We start from the raw sequence: 19,652 nt of genomic DNA, 5'->3' as shown, positions 1-19,652 counted from the left end.
TTACTGCTTATCCAATGCTCTCGATCAGGACTTTCGTATAGTGCTGGCGGTGACCATTTTTCTTACGATAGCCTTTTCTTCTCTTCTTTTTGAAAACGATCACTTTGTCGCCTTTCACGTTGCCAAGGATTTTACCAACCACTTTAACACCGCTAACGAAAGGAGCACCTAAAGTAATAGTGCCATTATCATCAGTAAGAAGAACATTGGCGAACTCAACGGCGTCACCATCATTGCCGGAAAGCTTGTTAGCGTAGATGAACTTACCGCTCTCTACTTTGGTCTGTTGACCTGCGATTTCTACAATTGCGTACATCAGCTTCAATGTATGTTTTAAAAAAATTTAAGTCTGCAAAATTAGCGGACTTAAAGTTAATATGCAAATCATTGTTTTCTAATTCTTTCTGTTTTCCCAGATCCTCTCCACAACTATGTGGATAACGCTGTTGAAATCTCTGCTTCATAATTTTGCACCTCTCAAAAACGAGCATAACACGCTAGTCCGCAGCACCTTGACAGCTTCCTCCGGAAATCGTGTTTTCCACAGAGCCCGAAGAGATGCTACAGGAATTCATCTTCCGGGAAACACTCCAAAGGGCAGTCTTTTGGATTTTATCCCTTCAAAAACATCTTTTACACCTAACCAAGCACTATGAGGTTGTACTTTTATTCACTTAACAATGAATTAATATTTTATTTACTATATTTTAACAATTACATATGTTAACAATATCATGTTAACAAGACTGTTGATTTCGACCCAATTTTCAGACAATCAATCACTTAACAAAGTGTTAATAAATTGAACAACTTTAGCCCGCCAATTCAAGTTCTTATCCCTATATTTGAAATCCTGTTATCTCAAGTGCATGCACCACATGGTGTACCGTCTGTTGAGTTTGACATTTGATAAAGCAGCAACGAAGTGTTGCTGTTAGTTTAAAAAACATTAAAGTTTACGAGCATGGAGCCAATACTACAAGAAAACCCAAATCGCTTTGTTTTATTCCCGATACAGCACGACGAGGTGTGGCAGATGTATAAAAAGGCAGAAGCCAGCTTCTGGACTGCCGAGGAGATCGACCTGTCGCAGGACCAGAAGGACTGGGAGAACCTGAACGACGGCGAGCGCCATTTCATCAGCCACGTACTGGCATTCTTCGCCGCCTCCGACGGCATCGTAAACGAAAACCTGGCTATTAACTTCATGCAGGAAGTGCAGTTGCCGGAGGCCCGCTGCTTCTATGGTTTCCAGATCATGATGGAGAACATCCACGCCGAGACTTATTCCCTGCTAATCGATACCTATATTAAGAAGCAGTCTGAGAAAGACTACCTGTTCAATGCATTGGAGACGGTGCCATGCGTGAAGAAAAAAGGTGAGTGGGCCTTGAAGTGGATCAACAGCGAGAACTTCACGGAGCGCCTGATTGCTTTTGCGGCTGTGGAAGGCATTTTCTTTTCCGGTTCTTTCTGCTCTATCTTCTGGCTCAAGAAGCGTGGCCTGATGCCGGGTCTAACCTTCTCAAACGAATTGATCTCCCGCGACGAGGGCCTGCATTGCGACTTCGCCTGCCTGCTCTATTCTATGCTGAACGAAAAGCTGCCTGAGAGCCGTGTGCACGAGATCATCCGCGATGCCGTGGAATTTGAGAAGGAGTTTGTGACAGACGCATTACCGGTTGACCTGATCGGGATGAACGCCAAGCTGATGAGCCAGTACATTGAGTTTGTGGCCGACCGCCTGCTCGTATCCCTGGGTTGCAACAAGATCTACAACGCCACCAACCCGTTCGACTTCATGGAGATGATCTCGCTGCAGGGCAAGACCAACTTCTTCGAGAAGCGCGTGGGCGAGTACCAGAAAGCCGGTGTAATGGGCGACAAAGACAAAAATGTTTTTTCGCTCGACGAAGACTTTTAACCAACGAAATTACTTTGTAAGTTTAGGAGATAAAGAGCGCCGGGCTTTTGTCCGGCCGCTTCCTAGATTACCTTATACCCTCCGGATACAGGTATAGCCGACCGCGCCAATGCTTGCAACACCGGACCTTATACCTGGCAAAGGTCGCCAGACGGAGCATCCGCCTCCAAATTTGTGAAAGCAATTGGCTTTAGCTTTTAAACTATAGTATTTCAACGGATTGCGTATATATACACGTATTTCCCTATGAAAATATTAGCATGTATCATCCCGCTGCATCGGTAGCGGCTCTCTTATACCTACACCTTATAAAAACCCGGGCTTTTAACACCCGCTAAATGTATACGCTATGTTAGTAGTTAAACGAGACGGCCGACGCGAATCCGTCAAATTCGACAAAATTACCGCACGCATCGAGAAGCTGTGCTATGGTCTGAACATGGACTATGTGTCGCCAATTGAGGTGGCCAAGAAAGTAATTGACGGCATTTACGACGGCGTGAGCACGATAGAGCTGGACAACCTGGCGGCAGAAACGGCTGCGTCGCTGACGACCAAACACCCCGACTACGCGGTGCTGGCTGCCCGTGTGGCCATCTCGAGCCTGCACAAGGTGACCAGCAAGTCTTTCTCCAACACCATGAAGCGCCTCTATACCTACGAGGACCCGAAAACGGGTGAGAACGCTTCCCTGCTGGCCAAAGATGTGTACGAGATCATCCGCAAGCACGCCGCTACGCTGGACTCGACCATCATCTACGACCGGGACTACAACTACGATTATTTTGGATACAAAACGCTGGAGCGCTCATACCTGCTTCGCCTTGATGGCAAGATTGTGGAGCGCCCGCAGCATATGTTGATGCGTGTGGCCGTGGGTATCCACAAGGAGGACATCGAATCTGCCATCGAGACTTATAATCTCATGTCTGAGAAGTGGTTTACGCACGCCACACCAACATTATTCAATGCCGGCACGCCAAAGCCGCAGCTGTCTTCATGCTTCCTGCTCACTATGCAGGACGACAGCATACCAGGCATCTACGACACCCTGAAGCAATGCGCGCAGATCTCGCAGAGCGCCGGTGGTATCGGTCTGAGCATCCACAACGTGCGTGCAACGGGCTCTTACATCAAAGGCACCAACGGTACAAGCAACGGTATTATACCTATGCTGAAGGTGTTTAACGACACAGCCCGCTACGTGGACCAGGGTGGTGGCAAGCGAAAAGGTGCTTTTGCGATCTACCTGGAGCCATGGCATGCAGACATCTTTGAATTCCTGGACCTGAAGAAGAACCACGGTAAGGAGGAAAACCGCGCCCGCGACCTGTTCTATGCCCTTTGGACGCCAGACCTGTTCATGAAGCGCGTAGAGCAAAACGGCGACTGGAGCCTGTTCTGCCCGAACGAGGCACCTGGCCTGGGCGACACCTGGGGACAGGACTTTGAACGCCTGTACGAGAAGTACGAGCGCGAAGGCCGTGCCCGCAAGACGGTGAAAGCACAGGATCTGTGGTTTGCCGTACTGGAGTCCCAGATAGAGACCGGTACGCCGTACATGCTCTATAAGGATGCTGCTAACAGCAAGAGCAACCAACAGAACCTGGGTACGATCAAGAGCTCCAACCTCTGCACCGAGATTATGGAGTATACCAGTCAGGATGAAGTAGCGGTATGCAACCTGGCTTCGCTTGCACTGCCCCGCTACGTGAAGGAGGAGAGTGGCCACAAGGTGTTCGACCACCAGAAGCTGTTTGACGTGACGTACCACGTGACACTGAACCTGAACAAGGTAATCGATATCAACTATTACCCGGTACCTGAGGCGCGCAATTCCAACATGCGCCACCGTCCGATTGGTCTGGGTGTGCAGGGACTTGCTGATACCTTCATTGCGCTGCGTATGCCGTTTGAAAGCGACGAAGCCAAAGGCCTGAACAAGGACATCTTCGAGACGATCTACTTTGCGGCTATGACGGCCTCTAAAGATCTGGCCAAGAAGAACGGCGCCTACGAAACATTCAAAGGTTCTCCACTGTCAGAGGGCAAGTTCCAGTTTGATATGTGGGGCGTAACACCAGACAGCGGACGCTGGGATTGGGAAGAGCTGCGCCAGGAAGTAGTTAAGCACGGGGTACGCAACTCGCTGCTATTGGCTCCAATGCCTACTGCCTCTACTGCACAGATTCTGGGTAACAACGAATCGTTTGAGCCTTATACCTCTAACATTTATGTACGCCGCGTGCTTTCAGGCGAGTTCATGGTGGTGAACAAGCACCTGCTCAAAGACCTGATCGGCTTGGGTCTGTGGAATGACAAGATGAAGAACGCCATCATCGCGGCCAACGGCTCGGTGCAGGACATCCCGAACATCCCACAGAACATCAAAGACCTGTATAAGACGGTATGGGAGATCAGCCAGCGTACGGTAATCGACATGAGTGCTGACCGTGGTGCTTACATCTGCCAGAGCCAGTCATTGAACCTGCACGTGATGAACGTGAATTTCGGTAAGCTGACTTCGATGCACTTCCATGCCTGGAAGCGAGGCCTGAAAACAGGTATGTACTACCTGCGCACCAAAGCCGCTGTAGACGCCATCAAGTTCACGGTAGAGAAACAAGCCGCTGAGACGCTGGAGCCAGTTTACAACCAGGATCAGAATCGCAGCGACATGGCCTGCAGCCTGGACGACCCGGACTCTTGCGAAGCTTGCGGATCGTAAAATAACTGAAGAAGGAGGGCTTAGTGTCCTCCTTCTTTTTTGCCCAATCTAAGTGCATCCTGTGTTGCGGTTAACTTCCTGTCACAGTGTATGGGATTAATGTTGCTTAGAATCTTATAAACATCAACTTAGCTTTATGCAGAACGACTTATTCAATCGGGCAGTAGACCTGAGAATGCTTGTAACTAGATTGGCAACTGGAGAAGATAAGAAAGAGGATACAGAAGAGTATATCAATCTGAGAAAAGAATTCATTGCAAACAACTTCACTAAAGCCTTACTGCCAGAATTCGTGGTTTCTTGTAGAATGCTAAATGACTTTTGGCCATACATCAAGAGTCGATTCAGTACATATGCTGAGAGGCGGGATTACATAAGAGAAGAATTTGAGCCTCTACTAGCCTATTTAGAAAATGACAGATTGTATATACATGATGATGTGATAGGGCACTCAATAGAAAACTTTGATTGTGATTCTGTCTATTATATGTGGGGTAAGGCACTCAACAGAAGAGAGACTGATCCTGATGGAGCTATCACCGCGGCAAGATCCTTGGTTGAATCGGTCTGCAAACAGATACTAAAGGAAAGAAATATTAAATACGATGACAGCTTTGACTTACCAAAGCTCTTCAAAACCACCGCACGAAGTTTGAGCCTCGCCCCGCAGCTTCACAATGAAAGTATTATAAAACAGATTCTTAGTGGAGTTCAGACAACAGTACATGGCTTCGCATCTTTACGAAATGAGTTAAGTGATGCCCATGGCCAACCAAAGGGTGGATATAAAGCAGGTAAGAGGCACTCAGAGCTAGCTGTAAACCTAGCCGGCTCTATATCTTCATTCCTAATCCAAACACATCAAGAGACATTGCTGAAGAGCACAAGTAATTAGTAAATCTAAAGACTCCGAGGGGCCACTTGGTACCGCGAGGTCTTTTTGAGCCTCAGTTCCCACTGCCAAGTAAAGCCAACGCCTCGCCTCCATCAAGACAAATTAAAGCGTGGTAATGATCTAAAATTCACATTCAGCCTTTATCACCACCCAGTGGCTACCCCTGCTGTCATCCTCGTTAGCTTCTGCATTTTAGTGATCCACCACATGCCCCAGCCATCAAAAACAAAAAGCCACTGACAAAAATTAGCGGCTTCATGATGAATTGAGAGCTTATAGGACTAGTAGGAACTGGCAGCAGCTGACACCTGAGAAGTCTCCAGCAACCATTTCATCGCTTCTTTTTCGTCTTCGAAATCCCGGAGTTCTAAGGATAAATTAAGCGTGTATCCTTTGTTAATCATAACCCCGACAGCTTCCCGATTCTTTTCGAACTTCGAAGGTATACGGGCGAATCGCTTTAAAGAGCTTTTTGCCATGTTTGGGACATGCACTTCCATACTCCATTTTAGGTCTGCAGGCGAGATGGAGCCCATCAAGCGGTCATCTGCCAGCCAACTTATTAACGAAAAACGGTTAATCATTTCGTGGCAAAGCAGGTACGCTTCTCTGAGCTCGGCACCATGCAGTCGGCCGCACCACTCGGCCTTACCGAGTCTCAAGAGTTTATCATATGAAAGCTTAACAAAGCTGTTTTGAAAGTAAAGTTGCATCAAAAGAATTCCCTCTGAGGTTGTTAGTGTTGTAGATAAGGTTTAGAGCGGCTGGTGTTATAGATAATAGCAGAGGGAGCTTTGCCAAAACTAAGCTTGCCTTAGCAGAGGTGGCATGTCTTACAGCAAAGCAATAGCAACTCCAGTACGATCCTAATCTCTTAGCATCCTGTTTACAAGAATTACTAAGCTGTTCTGAAAATGGGTGGTCATCATTAAGCCGTCCCTCCAACTGCATCTGTGTTGCAAATATACTTAGTTCCTAAATAGAAGCAATACCTGAAATTGCACTTTAGCTTTAGGATGAACCCTCATACCTATACAATCACCGGCGCTATTAACTCAGTAAGTCGATAACACCTGCTTTTGCATGACACTTAAAGATGGCTCACTCCCATAAAACAGGCTGCCCGCGAAAGAATTCGTTTATGTAAAGATACTGGGCTCTTACACGGGACTAATTCCTAGTAAAAGCGCTATAGAACTATACCTATATATTTTTCAACTTATCACGTGATCTCGCGGTTAATTTAACACCACACATAGATTGTTTAGCGCCCACTCAATACCTCAACTACTTCAAAAAAATGTTGCCCATAACAGCATGGGGTATAAAAAAAGGCTAGCCTTACGGGCTAGCCTCTTCCTTATCTTGCAATAGATTTTTGATTAGCGCTTTACAAAGCGGAATACTTCTTTTTGTGTGCCGGAGATCACCGTGACAAAGTAAACACCTTGCTGCAGCTGCTGCACGGGCAATATTACCTGGCGCTCTGTCGGATTCTGAACTGTCAACAACTGCTTTCCTGCCATATCCGCCACCGCAATTGTCACCTGTTCATGAGAAGAAGCCAAGCTCACGGTAATATCACTTGTAGCCAGAGTAGGATACACAGCTGAGGAAGACGCCTGCGTCATGTTCACAGCTACGATTTTAGAATATTCAAATGCCCCGTCAAAGTCAACCTGCTTCAAGCGGTAGTAGTTTGTGCCGACAGCTGCTCTCGTATCGAGAAAGCTGTAGGTCTGCGTGAGTGAAGTAGTGCCTACCTTGCTTTCCACAAAAGCTACCTTCCTGAAGTTCCTGCCATCAGCAGATACTTCCACTTCAAAGCCTTTATTATCTCTTTCGGAGGCCGTTTTCCAGTTAAGCTGAACGCCATCTTTGGTAGATTGGGCTTTGAAAGAAACCAGCTCTACAGGAAGTGAGATGATCTCCTGAGAAGTCACAGAAAGAGATGACTCATCATAGCATACGGAGGGAGAAGGGACAATTGTAGCTTGAAAATACGTGTCACCTCCAGGCATTGATGCTACTTGAAGAGATGCAGGTGAAGCCGAAGGGGCAGCTGTTACAGCAAGATCAGTCACTACTCCGGTAATTACATTAACTGATTGCCATTTTATACTTACGGCGTGTCCTCTATCGATAACTTCTGAGTTAACTTTAATGATGCCAGGCTTACCTGCTTCGTAGCTTTGCTTTACAAACTCTATCAGTGCAAATTGTTTTTGAGTAATGGTTGCTGTTACTGGTACACGTGTACTCTCACAACCATCTGCATTTACAGCACTCACATAATAAGTGGTGGTACTCGTTAAATTAGAATTGGTATAAGTGGCAGCAGATGATAGCAAACTTCCTCCGGCTGGCGCGCTATACCATCTGTATCCGCCTCCTACGGGCGCTCCAGTAGCAGACAGAGAAACAGAACCAGCGCCGCAACGACTAACAGAAGAAGCAGTAGGTTGGGTAATTGTACCACATGTTCTGGTTACTGATATTTCACCTATATGGAGGTACTCGTTGTTATTGTTACTCACATCAAGAATACTGTTTACATAGAAAGACAGGTGCTCAGTTACTACACTGTTAACAGTAAAACTAACTGTGAAATTTATGAAGTCAGCGTTGGTGGCATTTACTGTGTTGCTCGGCGAAATGCCAGCAATATGAGTGCCTTCTGTACTGGCAGCAATAGCTGCAGTAGCTCCTCTCTGAAACCGCAACTGCGTGTTCTGAGCTACAGACCTAGCCCTAAATGTGATCGTGTACACGGCACCAGGGTTGAATGTCAGCGCAGTAGTAGTGATGTATCCTGTATATCCTCTAACAGTGCTACCTCCATTATTTCCCCTGATGCTTAAGTAAGTACCGCTAATCTCAGCAGGAATATCCGTCCTAAAAGCTTTAGAGAAGTTGTAAGTTAGTCTATTTAAATCAGTGGTACCGTTGGTAAAATCATTTTTATAGATTGAAACCTGCGCGCTGGCAGTTGAACTGATAATGAAAAGGGTAATTAAAAGTGTGTAAATGTGTTTCATGACTTGCTTTCTTATACCACTATATATGAAAGAAGTGTGCCAACAGCTTATAAAGCAATTCATTTAATGCAAAGTCCAATTAAATTGGAAACCATCCCTTTACCACCTCCTACAAACGACTGTATATCAGCAATTTGATGTAAACTATCAAGAAAGTGATTTTGATCATAAACAGCAGGAGACTTAAATAGTAACCATATAAAAATCGGAATTCGTCCATATTTGGGAAATATTGCACCGTTATGGGATAAATTAGTCGCTGTTAGCCTCGCATTAATTGTATAGATTTCTGATTATTCGGGGTACCCTATACTTAACCCAGCAATAGAGTATAATTGAAATAAACCAGCTTTAAAGGCCATTTTGGCATGCTCAGTGCATCTTTAATAATATTTATCAGTCAATTTGGCGCCATGTCTTGTTGGCACCTCATTTGCATCAGTACTCTTTGAAAACTTAGAGGAGAAAGAGATGAAAATTATAAAGGATAAAGAGTTTTTACGAAACATCGCGCATCACATTGACTTACTTAACACAGTGGGCGGAGGTGTGAGTGAGACTTATATTGATATTAAGAAGAAAAAGAAAAGTGCCGTCATCAACGTTTGGGCTGCCAGTGTTAATCCGGAGTCGTTTAAAGTGGTGCTGCACCAGAATCAACTTACCATATTCTCTGTATTGCAGAGCGAGGAAAACCCTGAAATAGCGGTACCGATGTTCAACCGTGTGTTTATGTTGCCTCCTCAGATCGACTTAGGTCGCATCGAGGCTTTCTACAAGGACGGTGAGTTACGGGTTAAGCTGCCATACCATAATGCTGCGCTCCATCCGCGTCAGATTGATATCCAGCAGCTTTAGACTGATTAACGGCGCGGATGTTCGTACCGCCAGCCTACTACAGCTACAATGCCCCACACTGCATAGAAGGGGGTAAGGGCTGACGCCAAGTAAGGGTCTACTGCCAATGAGACTATTAACTGGATCACAAAGGTTAGCGCAACTCCCCAGAAAGCAATTCTGTAGTACTTATTCCATTTATTCATAGTTGGCTGTAAATGAAAATACCCGGCTTCAGGGCCGGGTATTCATTAATCTGAACGCTTCCGCGCGCGATATCTTTTTTTCGACTATAAGCGGTGGATCGTCTTCTTTCGATATTACTAACGTGTAGTTGTTGTTGTTATCCTGGTAATAAATGAGCGTCGTAAGATCCTCATAACCTATGCTAAAGATCTTCCGCGTCTTGTCACCGTAGTTAAAATAGTGATTGTCTAATTTAATATTCCTTAATAACCTCATATCCCTACATTCATCTGGTATTTTAACGGGTTTTCCCCCTGAAATTGTTTCACATTATAAAAGATGTGCAAGTATATTCTTCCTATCTTACCATAAATTGCACTAATCAGACACGTATTCAGAATTCGCTTCGCAACCATATCTATATATGTGCCTGTTAATGAAGAACAAACAGTATGCCATAACTCACATATAGAGCATTAACAATATGGATTAAGTTTGCTTAACTTAGTAGTTAGAGTATACGAGCGTTCTAAAAAACAGCACGCGTGGCAACATATCAGCTTTCCTTTATTATATTTAAGTGAAGAAGGATTTCACTTAGGCAAAACATCAATTACATAGATTCCCTGCCTCTGAAAGCTATCTTTAGTATCCCTAAACCCGGCAACATGTCTGAGCAGAAAAGCGACAAGCTTTACGGTGTGTTTTTCTTTATAGTGTTCGAAGTAGTGGTGTTTTTTCTGCTGCGCTACCTGGTGTCGGGTATGGGCATGGATGACCAGTATCAGGCAGAAAACACTATAGTGCCGAATTGGGTAAAAGCCGTTACTTTTATACTATTGTATATATTATGCGTATTGATAGCCGTTGTATTGGTGAGCAATATTGTGCCCAGCAAGCATAGGGGCCAACTGATGAGTTGGGTATACCTGGCACTGGCCGGAATGCTCGTGATGCTCATGGTTATTTTCTGAACTTAAGCCTATTTTGTATTATAGCTGAAATCACCCTATTCATGAACAAGACAATCTTTGCACTTTTCGCCTGCTTGTTTCTAAGCTTCGGCCTGCAAGCGCAGGAATACTCCCAGGAAAACTACCAACCGCAACGCCAGAAGGGCCGACACTTTCTGCAACTGCGCAACGGCCAGGTGGTGTACGGCAACAGGGTACAGTACAAATCGCCCCTTTTCAAGCAGGATTTCTTCCTGGTGGACGATACGCTCAAGTACTCCCCCGAACTGGTAGATGTGTACCAGAACAGCGATGGCTATTTTGCCCGAGTGGCCGCCGGTAACCGCTTCGACTCTTTTGCCAAACGGATCATGGAGGGGCCACGCGTTTCTAAGTTCTACACCACCACGATCGATTATGCCGCCATGGGATACCACCCATACGGGTACGGTATGCCGCGCTCCAGCCGACGCCGCATTTACTTCTTCTCGAAAGACAACGGCCCACTGATGACGTTCAACCAGCAAAACCTGGAGCAGGCATTGGCTGACAACGCCTCCAGCATGGTGCTGATACAACGTCATAAGCGCGAAAAGACCATCTCGACAGTGGTAGGTATAGCCGGCGCAGGCCTGCTTACGTACGGTCTGCTTTCGTCTTCCCAGAGCTCCACTAACCCGAACTCCGTTAATGTGTCGCCGGCAGTGTATGCGGGAGCCGGGCTTATAGTGGTGCCGCTGGTTATTCAGCTTTTCCGCAAAGACAAGCTGACACAGGCAGTTGATGTCTACAACTACCAGGTGAAGCAGTAACACAGCTGATGCCTGATCTGCTCTTACTCCACGGCGCCCTGGGCGCTGCCAGCACCCTGCAGCCTCTTCAGCAGTTGCTTGAGGCAGACTTCAACGTACATTCCCTTAATTTTCAAGGGCATGGTGGCAGCACTTTGCCTCAGGATCCTTTCCGTATTGAGCTGTTTGCAGAGGATGTTCTGCGCTATTTGGACCAGCACCAACTGCAGCAGGTCGACATATTCGGGTATAGCATGGGCGGCTACGTAGCGCTATACCTGGCGCTTCAGCACCCGGACAGGGTAAGCCGCATCTTCACGCTAGCTACTAAGTTTGCCTGGAGCCCTGATACAGCGGCAAAGGAAGTCAAAATGCTGCAGCCGGAGAAAGTACAGGAAAAAGTACCCGCTTTTGCTGCTGTTCTCGACGGGCGTCACCGCCCTAACGAGTGGCAGGAGGTAATGCGCCGCACAGCTGACATGATGCAACACCTGGGCGATAATCCCACGCTTACCGAAGAAACCCTTAGGCACATACCTGTGCCCGTTCGCGTAAGTGTGGGCGACCGCGACAACATGGTTAGCCTGCAGGAAACAGCCTGGGCCTACCAGCATTTGCCTAATGCCAGCCTGCAGGTATTTCCTGACACGCATCATCCTCTGGAAAAGGTTAACCTGGGTCAGCTGCAGCACGAGTTGAGGCAATTCTTTGGGAAACACGCCGTTAAGGTTTAAATTAAGCTAATTATACCTATTGCGAATACTTATGCGCTTACAACACTTCTGCGGCACTTTATTAATTGCTTCTACCTTACTTACTACAGGTGCCTGTACAAGCACAAAGCCCTCCGTGGGGCAGCGTGGTTATACTGAAGCAGGCAAGGCGTCTTACTACAGCAACAAGCTGCATGGCCGTAAGATGGCCAATGGAGAAGCCTATAATCGCAGGAAGCTTACAGCAGCCCACCGCACGCTTCCTTTTGGCACTAAAGTGAAAGTCACGAATCTGCAGACAAAGAAATCGGTTAAAGTGAGTATCACAGACAGAGGGCCCTTCGTAAAGGGGCGCGTAATAGACCTAAGCGAGGCCGCTGCCAGGCGGCTGGACTACATCAGCGCAGGTATAGTACCGGTGGAGGTAAAAGTAGTGAAACCAGCCCCTGTGCGTTAGCACACGATGTTTATACACTGACCACCCTTGGGATAGCCTTTACTTTAATTTTAAAAAAGTCTACAAATATTCCTATTAACCATTTGGAATACTGTACCTTAAATCATAATTTTGGGCATGCTTAAAAAGTGGAAATCTCTTTCGGTGACAGCTGCTCTTGCAACAATTTTGTTGCTGGGCGTAACTACTACGCCTAATGCGGCCGATCTGAACAATGGAGAAGCAACTACTGTTGAAGCAACTGCTGCCGTAGCGCCTAATACCAACGTTACCGTTACTACAGACAAAGCTAAGCCTGAGTCCCCCAAAAAGCAAAAGTCAGTTTTGGATGCTGATATGCTGGAGAGCCCGCTTTCTTTCTTCAAAGACCTTTCTTCCGGATCAGAGGAAGAGGAAGAGTCGTCTGACCTGACAGTGAGGTCGAGCACGATCGTGCTGGCCCTGAAAGCACTTGCGGCTACACTGCTTTCCACCATCATGTAATTTCTCCTTTTACTTTACTCTATGCAGGCCGATCCAGATCGGCCTTTTTTGTTTTTGGCCGGCGCTATACCTACCGAATCTTAAGCCAGGAAATCAGAACAGCCTCTAAGAGTATGAAAAGGCATAGGTATACGTATACCTGAACGGGCGCGTCTATACCTACATCAGGTCCGTGAGTAGGGCCAGGCCCAGTCCAAAGAGAGTTGCCAGCAGTTTGTTGCGGTTGAAGCGGTGGTCGGGGCTTGTTTCGAAAAGAATAGTGGTAGAAATGTGCAGGAAGTTACCGGCTACCAGGCCCGTAAGTGCAGTAAAGACCAAGTCACCTCCAATATTATCTTTTATGATGTAGTTGCTCACCAGTATACCCAGCGGTGCCCCAATGGCAAATATGAGGAGCCACAAAAAGGCCTTCCGGAAAGAGCCAATGCGCGACATCAACACAGACATCAATGCGAATGCAGCCGGTATGTGGTGGATGGCTATACCTAGTAACACCGCATAAAAATTCTCTCCCGCATGATGGTGCCCCGCGTGTCGCTCGCCGCCCTCTACGAGTATGCTACCCTCCAGAAACGAATGGATAAACAGCGAGCCCAGCAGCAGAAAGGGCATGGCGCCTGCATGCGCATGGCCGTGGTGGCTGGTGTGCATGTGCCCGTGTTCCACGCCATGCGAAAAAAGCTCCAGTACCAGCTGCAAAAAGAAGCCGGCCAGCACCCAGTAACCCACACGATGCGGGCTTGGGTTGCCGATAAGCACGTCAGGGAGCAGATGTACGATTGTGATGGTGAACAGGTATGCCCCACTGAAAGCCAGCGCCATTTTGAGCCAGCGGCTGTTATCTGGCGGAAATACCTTGACGAGGAAGCTGGATAACACCACCGTAAAGAAGAGCACAAGTATAGCTATGATCATACCGCGTTATTTCTTTAGCACGAAAATGATTCGCTCACTCTTTTCCGGGTCAAAAGGCTGCAGCTTGTAGTCACCAAACACTTCTGCCAGTCGCAGCTGCGCAATACGGAAGTACTCCATGAAGTTTTCCTGACGCAAGGCCCGCACACGCTCCTCGAAACAATACTCACGGCCTTTGTCCTCAAAACGAATAGTTTTCACAATGAAATCGTGTTCCACTTTTCGGCTGATGTCAAAGAGAATGCCTTGCACCTCTTTCTGCTCATGCGATACCAGGCGCTCAACGGTACGGTCGGTGTTCATAAAGTCGATGACCAGTTTGCCGCCGTGCTTCAGATTGGTAGCGGCGGCTTTCAGGGATACCACATTTTCGGTCTCGCTCTCGAAGTAGCCAAAGCTCGTGAACAGGTTCAGCACAAAATCGAATGCCTCAGGTTTGTATACCTCCCGCATGTCGTGCACATCAAAGTGCAGGCGCTCATTTTCGTACTGCCGGGCATATTCTATGCTTTTCTCTGACAGGTCTATACCTGTCACATCGTAGCCTAGCTCGTTCAGATAAAGGGAGTGGCGGCCTTTGCCGCAGGCAAGGTCCAGGATTTTGTGTTGGGGTTTTGGGTGCAGGTAAGCCAGCAGGTTGTCCATGAACAGCCGGGCATCGTGATCGTCGCGGTTGCTGTAAAGGATATGATAGTAAGGGGAGTCAAACCAGGTGCTGAACCATTCTTCCTGTTGGGCCATAGGAGCTGCGCAATAGCAATAAGGATGCAAATATACTCTTTTATTTTCGGAACATGGGTATACGCAGCCAGTGCGCACAGGTATAGGACTCATAAAAAAGTCTGCCGCCACTGTAGCACACAGTAACGGCAGACTCTTTTATATTAGCTTAGGCGGACGATTATTGCTTGTCGGCGCCGGCTGCTGAATTTGTTACAGCACCTTGGCGAACGCTGTCACCTGGCTGTATTGTTTTAGCTCCCTGGTCATGGTTAGGCATCACTTCCTGTGCGCCATGGCCCTCTGCACCATGTGCGGCAGCCTCACCACCGGCATCGGATACATTGTTAGTGCCACGCGTCCCCGGAGGAACTGTATCATTAGACACCTTTACTTCAGGGCGCAGGTCTTTTGGCGTATCGCACGAAATCATAAACAAACCACAAACTGCGGCGAATACTGCAAGTACGTTCTTATTCATCTCTATTTATAGGTTATAGGTCCTTATTTTAAAACACTACTGCACAGCGCAATAGCAAATCCTTTAGTACGACAGGTATACAGGCTTTGGTTATAAACCACTAGGCGATGAGCTCCTTGCGGCGCAGCATCGACTCCAGCAGCTTGATGTCGTTCGGGTTGTTGAAGATACGGAATGGCAGCATCACAAACACCGGTGCCTGGAAATTTTTGGCCAGCCAGCCTCTCCAGCCGCCAGGCAGCTGCGCATCCGTAGGAGGCTTCAGCCACAGCAGGTAGGCTTGCCCCTTGCGCTCCACCGATCCGATCATGTCCCAGGTTAGGGCCATGCCTTCGCGCTCGTTGCGCTTCAGCAGGATCTGGCGGGAGTCGATCTCGTAACTCAGTTTCTCGAACAGCGGATTGCCCTGCTCCATCTGCGTCACACCCATCACCTGGGCCGAACGGAGCAGCACAAAGATAAGCGTAACCAGGATAGCACCGGCTACCCACCACCAGGAAAAGCTAAACACAGCCGGCAGCAGAAACAGCACCAGCGGAATAAGGGCCATCCACCAGTCTTTGCGCCATACCTTGGCCAGAGCTATACCTGTAAAAGTGTTTTTCTCCAGTTGGTACTTTTTGGTACGAATGGCATTCGGAGCAGCACTTGACTGCATCCGGTAACGTTGATTCTGTTGCATAAAAAATAAAATATAAGCGCCTGCCCTTTATCGGACAGGTATAAGTTCAATTAATAAGCCTTCAAGCTCAGGTCCATGCTCTTGATCGAGTGCGTGAGCGCTCCTACCGAAATAAAATCTACACCGCACCTGGCCACTTCCGCAATCGTTGCCTCGGTGATTCCGCCGGATGCCTCGGTTTCAAAGCGGCTTCCGATCAGGGCTACTGCTTCGCGCATCATCTCCGGCGTCATGTTGTCGAGCATGATGCGGTGGATGCCGCCGGTTTCGAGCGCCTGCTTCACTTCGTTCAGATTGCGTGTCTCTACCTCAATGCGTAGGTCTTTGCCTTTGTCTTTAAGGTAACGCTGCGTGGCCTCTATGGCTTCGCGTATACCTCCGGCATAGTCCACGTGGTTGTCTTTCAGGATGATCATATCGAACAAGCCGAAACGATGGTTCACGCCACCGCCTATCAGCACAGCCCACTTTTCCATGATGCGGAAATTCGGCGTGGTCTTGCGTGTGTCGAGCAGCCTGGCCTTCGTGCCGGCAATCAGCGAGTTCAGGTAATGGGTATAGGTGGCAATACCGCTCATGCGCTGCATGCAGTTGAGCACCAGTCGCTCGGCCGTGAGGATGGACTGCGCCTTCCCTTTTACGGTGAGGGCTACGTCACCAAATTTCACTTCGGCGCCGTCCTGCAGCAGTACCTCCACTTGCAGGTCAGGGTCTACTTGATTGAAGATATAACCAGCCAGCTCCACGCCAGCCAGTATGCCGTCACCCTTCACCAGCAGTCTTGCCTGGTTCTGGGCATCGTTCGGAATAGAAGCCAGCGACGAGTGGTCGCCATCGCCTATATCCTCGGCCAGGGCGCTGGATATAAACTCGGCTATGCTTTTTTCTGTCAGGTATGATGCTTTCACGGTGCAAAAATAAAAAAAGGCCCGGTATATACCCCGAGCCTTGCTAAAAATATAACTATTATCTTCTTAATCTTTAATGAAATCGATAGAATGTATCAGGAATTTGCCTCCTGCTTCCTTCACACGGATCAAAGTGGTGTACGAACCGTTGCGATGGGTATAGGTTCCGATCACATAGCGCTTGTCTTTTCTAACAGATTCACTCGGCGTCGGGAAGTTGTAAGCAAAGCCGGTTGGCGGGTTTTTGCTGAAAAAGTTCTTCATCACAAACTCTGCCTGGGTCTTGCTGTAATCCGTGGCCTTCTCATCAGCGAACGACAGACTTACTTTGCTGTCGAAGTGCCTGGCCAAGTCCTTGGCTGAACCCGCTTTTAGCGCCGCCTCCACTCCGTGGAACACATCTTTCTGGGCCACAGCCTGTCCGGAAGCGAATAAGGTCGTGACAAAGGCCAGGAAAAGTACTACAGCAATGTTTTTAAAGTTTTTCATAAGGTGTATAAGTAATCTCGCCTCTCTATCTGCCAAAACTATGCCAACAAAAGTCGTCAGCAAGTACCTAAATATAACAGGAATAATCAATATATGTCGATGTAACGGTATAATTATACCTGACGTTACAGAGGTCTGGTCTAGGCAACGTGCGCTCACCAAATTCGGAACAACAAATTGGCCTTTGCCAGTTGAAATGAGGCATCCTCGCTGGCGTATGCTACAATTTAAGCATTTCCGGGCAGGCTTCCCACTATCAAAGCACAAATCAGCTATTTAGGCTGATAAGGCACCACAGATTGTCTTATATTTGCACCATGGATAAAAAGGTAATGCTCATGATTCTGGATGGTTGGGGAATCGCTACCAACCCGGAGGTTTCGGCTATTCATAAGGCGCATACGCCCTTCTACGATCACATCATTCAAACGTACCAGCACACCACGCTGCAAGCTTCCGGTGAGGCGGTAGGGCTCCCGGAGGGACAGATGGGCAACTCCGAAGTTGGCCACATGAACCTGGGCGCCGGCCGGGTGGTCTACCAGGACCTGGTGCGAATCAACAAATCCATTGCGGAACATAAACTGGCTTCCATGCCGGCGTTGGCGGGCGCCTATACCTTCGCTAAAGAAAACAAAAAGGACGTGCACCTGATCGGGTTACTATCTGACGGTGGCGTTCACTCCCATATTGAGCACCTCAAGGCACTCTGCACCACTGCCTTCGACTATGGTCTGGACAAGGTATACATCCATGCTTTTATGGATGGGCGCGACACAGACCCGAAAGGTGGCGTGAAGTACATCAACGACCTGGAGCAGCACCTCGAAAATACGACCGGCACCATTGCCTCAGTCATCGGCCGCTACTACGCCATGGACCGCGACAACCGCTGGGAGCGCGTGAAACTGGCTTACGACCTGCTGGTGCATGGCCAGGGTACGCCATCGCAGAACCTTATCAAATCGGTGCTGGACTCTTACAATGCCGGGGTTACAGACGAGTTCATCCAGCCGATTGTAAAAGTAAACAACGAGCAGCAACCTATCGCGACGATCAAGGAAGGCGATGTGGTGATCTGCTTCAACTTCCGCACCGACCGTGGCCGCGAGATCACGCAGGCGCTTACGCAACAGGACTTCCCGGAGCAAAACATGCACAAGCTCAACCTGCGTTATACTACCCTGACCAACTACGACGACACTTTCGTGGGTGTGGAGGCGATTTTTGATAAAGACAATTTGAATAACACGCTCGGCGAAGTGGTAGCTAAGGCGGGTCGCAAGCAGATCCGCATTGCAGAAACCGAGAAATACCCGCACGTGACCTTCTTCTTTTCCGGTGGCCGCGAAGTGCCGTTTGATGGTGAGAAGCGTCTGCTGTGCCCATCACCGAAGGTAGCCACCTATGACCTGCAGCCGGAGATGAGCGCTTACGACATCCGTGACGCCATTGTGCCAGAGCTCCAGCAAAAAACAGCGGACTTTATCTGCCTGAACTTTGCCAACCCCGACATGGTGGGCCATACCGGCGTATTTGAAGCTGCAGTGAAAGCCTGTGAGGCGGTAGACCGCTGCGCTGAAGCGGTGGTAAAAGCGGCCCTGGAAAGCAACTACGATGTGATTGTGATAGCAGATCATGGCAACGCGGATTATATGATCAACCCGGACGGTACGCCCAACACGGCCCATACCACCAACCTGGTGCCTTGCGTACTGGTAAGCAACGACTACAGAGGTACTCTACGACCTGGAAAGCTGGGCGACATCGCCCCTACCATACTGGAGCTGATGGGTATAGCACAGCCGTTGGAGATGACAGGCGAATCACTTCTTGAAAAAGCACTTTAATTTGAGCAGCCACCGCATCATCGGACTTTTTGCCCTGCTGGGAGGCCTCATGGCTTGCGAGCGCCCTACTCCGCCGCTTGCCTCGGGGCAGGAGCCTGCCTATGACCTGACGGGCTACCTGCAGGAGCAAACGGCCCGCCTGCAGCAAGAACAGCCGCCGGTGCTGAAATCGGTGATAACCAAAGGGCAGCCGACCGAGACCTTGCAGCTGGAGGAGCTGGATTGGGAGAAAGAACTGGCCATCTTTCAGGAAGTGGACCTGAGCCGCCCTGCCCTGCGCGACTTTTACAGAGAGGAGCGCCATACCTTGCCCAATGGCAGCACGGTGAGCATTTTCACGAAAGACGCCGAAGCGGCTGCCCCTGTAGACCGGCTGCAGCTTACTGTGTCGCCTTTCCAGAAGCTGGAGAGCCTCAAAGCGGTGGTGCTGGAAGAGAACCTGCTGTTCTACTCAAAAAGAAACATCAGCCTGACTGCAGATCCGGGCTCTGGCAATCTGTCCGGCTACCGCGTGGAGGGTGTGCAAAAGCTTCTTTTCGGGGACTCCCTGCGGTATCGCGTTGATGCCAATCTTTAACCAGGCCCAGACAAGCAATCTTATG

21 protein-coding genes are annotated in these 19,652 nt (G+C 48.4%); 11 read left to right on the top strand and 10 right to left on the bottom strand.

Annotated features, from left to right (window positions below; genetic code table 11):
- Positions 1–7: 7 nt before the first annotated feature.
- Entirely contained in the window at positions 8–316 is a 309-nt protein-coding gene (gene rplU / locus AC4QZR_RS17885) for a 50S ribosomal protein L21 (RefSeq protein ID WP_116543707.1), read from the bottom strand.
- A 648-nt stretch (positions 317–964) separates the two neighbouring features.
- Between rplU and AC4QZR_RS17880 the strand changes: the two genes are divergently transcribed.
- From AC4QZR_RS17880 to AC4QZR_RS17870, 3 genes are all read left to right on the top strand, one after another.
- Positions 965–1,924: a ribonucleoside-diphosphate reductase small subunit gene (locus AC4QZR_RS17880; RefSeq protein ID WP_253401644.1), complete on the top strand. Its 960-nt coding sequence runs from the start codon at positions 965–967 to the stop codon at positions 1,922–1,924.
- 349 nt (positions 1,925–2,273) lie between these two features.
- Complete coding sequence (locus AC4QZR_RS17875) at positions 2,274–4,652, top strand: ribonucleoside-diphosphate reductase subunit alpha (protein ID WP_494482143.1); 2,379 nt, start codon at positions 2,274–2,276, stop codon at positions 4,650–4,652.
- Between the two features lie 136 nt (positions 4,653–4,788).
- Complete coding sequence (locus tag AC4QZR_RS17870) at positions 4,789–5,547, top strand: abortive infection family protein (protein ID WP_494482142.1); 759 nt, start codon at positions 4,789–4,791, stop codon at positions 5,545–5,547.
- A gap of 281 nt (positions 5,548–5,828) precedes the next feature.
- Here AC4QZR_RS17870 and AC4QZR_RS17865 read toward each other — a convergent pair whose 3' ends face one another.
- Together AC4QZR_RS17865 and AC4QZR_RS17860 are read right to left on the bottom strand one after the other, a co-directional pair.
- Positions 5,829–6,209: a hypothetical protein gene (locus AC4QZR_RS17865; RefSeq protein ID WP_494482141.1), complete on the bottom strand. Its 381-nt coding sequence runs from the start codon at positions 6,207–6,209 to the stop codon at positions 5,829–5,831.
- Between the two features lie 720 nt (positions 6,210–6,929).
- Positions 6,930–8,585, bottom strand: a complete 1,656-nt coding sequence (locus AC4QZR_RS17860) for an Ig-like domain-containing protein (protein WP_494482140.1) — start codon at positions 8,583–8,585, stop codon at positions 6,930–6,932.
- Between the two features lie 471 nt (positions 8,586–9,056).
- On the opposite strand from AC4QZR_RS17860, the gene AC4QZR_RS17855 reads away from it, so the two are divergent.
- Positions 9,057–9,443, top strand: coding sequence for an Hsp20/alpha crystallin family protein (locus tag AC4QZR_RS17855; RefSeq protein WP_494482139.1), 387 nt, complete (start codon positions 9,057–9,059; stop codon positions 9,441–9,443).
- A 5-nt stretch (positions 9,444–9,448) separates the two neighbouring features.
- Here the strand turns inward: AC4QZR_RS17855 and AC4QZR_RS17850 are convergent, their stop codons facing one another.
- On the bottom strand, positions 9,449–9,628 hold the full coding sequence (locus tag AC4QZR_RS17850; protein ID WP_494482138.1) for a hypothetical protein: 180 nt from the start codon (positions 9,626–9,628) through the stop codon (positions 9,449–9,451).
- Between the two features lie 648 nt (positions 9,629–10,276).
- On the opposite strand from AC4QZR_RS17850, the gene AC4QZR_RS17845 reads away from it, so the two are divergent.
- The 5 genes from AC4QZR_RS17845 to AC4QZR_RS17825 all read left to right on the top strand — a co-directional run bounded on the left by AC4QZR_RS17845 (position 10,277) and on the right by AC4QZR_RS17825 (position 13,005).
- Positions 10,277–10,582 (top strand): hypothetical protein, encoded by a 306-nt coding sequence (locus AC4QZR_RS17845; RefSeq protein WP_494482137.1) that lies wholly within the window; start codon positions 10,277–10,279, stop codon positions 10,580–10,582.
- Positions 10,583–10,623: 41 nt separating this feature from the next.
- On the top strand, positions 10,624–11,373 hold the full coding sequence (locus tag AC4QZR_RS17840; protein WP_494482136.1) for a hypothetical protein: 750 nt from the start codon (positions 10,624–10,626) through the stop codon (positions 11,371–11,373).
- Between the two features lie 8 nt (positions 11,374–11,381).
- Complete coding sequence (locus tag AC4QZR_RS17835) at positions 11,382–12,086, top strand: alpha/beta fold hydrolase (protein ID WP_494482135.1); 705 nt, start codon at positions 11,382–11,384, stop codon at positions 12,084–12,086.
- Between the two features lie 31 nt (positions 12,087–12,117).
- A complete protein-coding gene (locus tag AC4QZR_RS17830) occupies positions 12,118–12,522 on the top strand; it encodes a septal ring lytic transglycosylase RlpA family protein (RefSeq protein WP_494482134.1) in 405 nt (134 codons plus the stop codon).
- Between the two features lie 117 nt (positions 12,523–12,639).
- On the top strand, positions 12,640–13,005 hold the full coding sequence (locus AC4QZR_RS17825) for a hypothetical protein (RefSeq protein WP_494482133.1): 366 nt from the start codon (positions 12,640–12,642) through the stop codon (positions 13,003–13,005).
- A gap of 159 nt (positions 13,006–13,164) precedes the next feature.
- Here the strand turns inward: AC4QZR_RS17825 and AC4QZR_RS17820 are convergent, their stop codons facing one another.
- From AC4QZR_RS17820 to AC4QZR_RS17795, 6 genes are all read right to left on the bottom strand, one after another.
- Positions 13,165–13,920, bottom strand: coding sequence for a ZIP family metal transporter (locus tag AC4QZR_RS17820; RefSeq protein ID WP_494482132.1), 756 nt, complete (start codon positions 13,918–13,920; stop codon positions 13,165–13,167).
- 6 nt (positions 13,921–13,926) lie between these two features.
- A complete protein-coding gene (locus tag AC4QZR_RS17815; RefSeq protein WP_494482131.1) occupies positions 13,927–14,661 on the bottom strand; it encodes a class I SAM-dependent methyltransferase in 735 nt (244 codons plus the stop codon).
- Positions 14,662–14,821: 160 nt separating this feature from the next.
- Positions 14,822–15,121: a hypothetical protein gene (locus AC4QZR_RS17810; RefSeq protein WP_494482130.1), complete on the bottom strand. Its 300-nt coding sequence runs from the start codon at positions 15,119–15,121 to the stop codon at positions 14,822–14,824.
- Between the two features lie 100 nt (positions 15,122–15,221).
- Positions 15,222–15,803 (bottom strand): hypothetical protein, encoded by a 582-nt coding sequence (locus AC4QZR_RS17805; RefSeq protein ID WP_494482129.1) that lies wholly within the window; start codon positions 15,801–15,803, stop codon positions 15,222–15,224.
- Positions 15,804–15,853: 50 nt separating this feature from the next.
- Entirely contained in the window at positions 15,854–16,711 is an 858-nt protein-coding gene (gene nadC / locus AC4QZR_RS17800) for a carboxylating nicotinate-nucleotide diphosphorylase (RefSeq protein WP_494482128.1), read from the bottom strand.
- Positions 16,712–16,777: 66 nt separating this feature from the next.
- A complete protein-coding gene (locus tag AC4QZR_RS17795; protein ID WP_494482127.1) occupies positions 16,778–17,200 on the bottom strand; it encodes a DUF4783 domain-containing protein in 423 nt (140 codons plus the stop codon).
- A gap of 317 nt (positions 17,201–17,517) precedes the next feature.
- Between AC4QZR_RS17795 and gpmI the strand changes: the two genes are divergently transcribed.
- Complete coding sequence (gene gpmI / locus AC4QZR_RS17790) at positions 17,518–19,050, top strand: 2,3-bisphosphoglycerate-independent phosphoglycerate mutase (protein WP_494482126.1); 1,533 nt, start codon at positions 17,518–17,520, stop codon at positions 19,048–19,050.
- A 1-nt stretch (position 19,051) separates the two neighbouring features.
- Entirely contained in the window at positions 19,052–19,627 is a 576-nt protein-coding gene (locus tag AC4QZR_RS17785; protein ID WP_494482125.1) for a hypothetical protein, read from the top strand.
- The last annotated feature ends 25 nt before the right edge of the window (positions 19,628–19,652 follow it).

The sequence above is a fragment of the Pontibacter sp. YIM B11418 genome, assembly GCF_059278805.1.
Note: the sequence above shows the minus strand (reverse complement) of the source record. Positions and strands in the feature narration are given on the sequence as shown.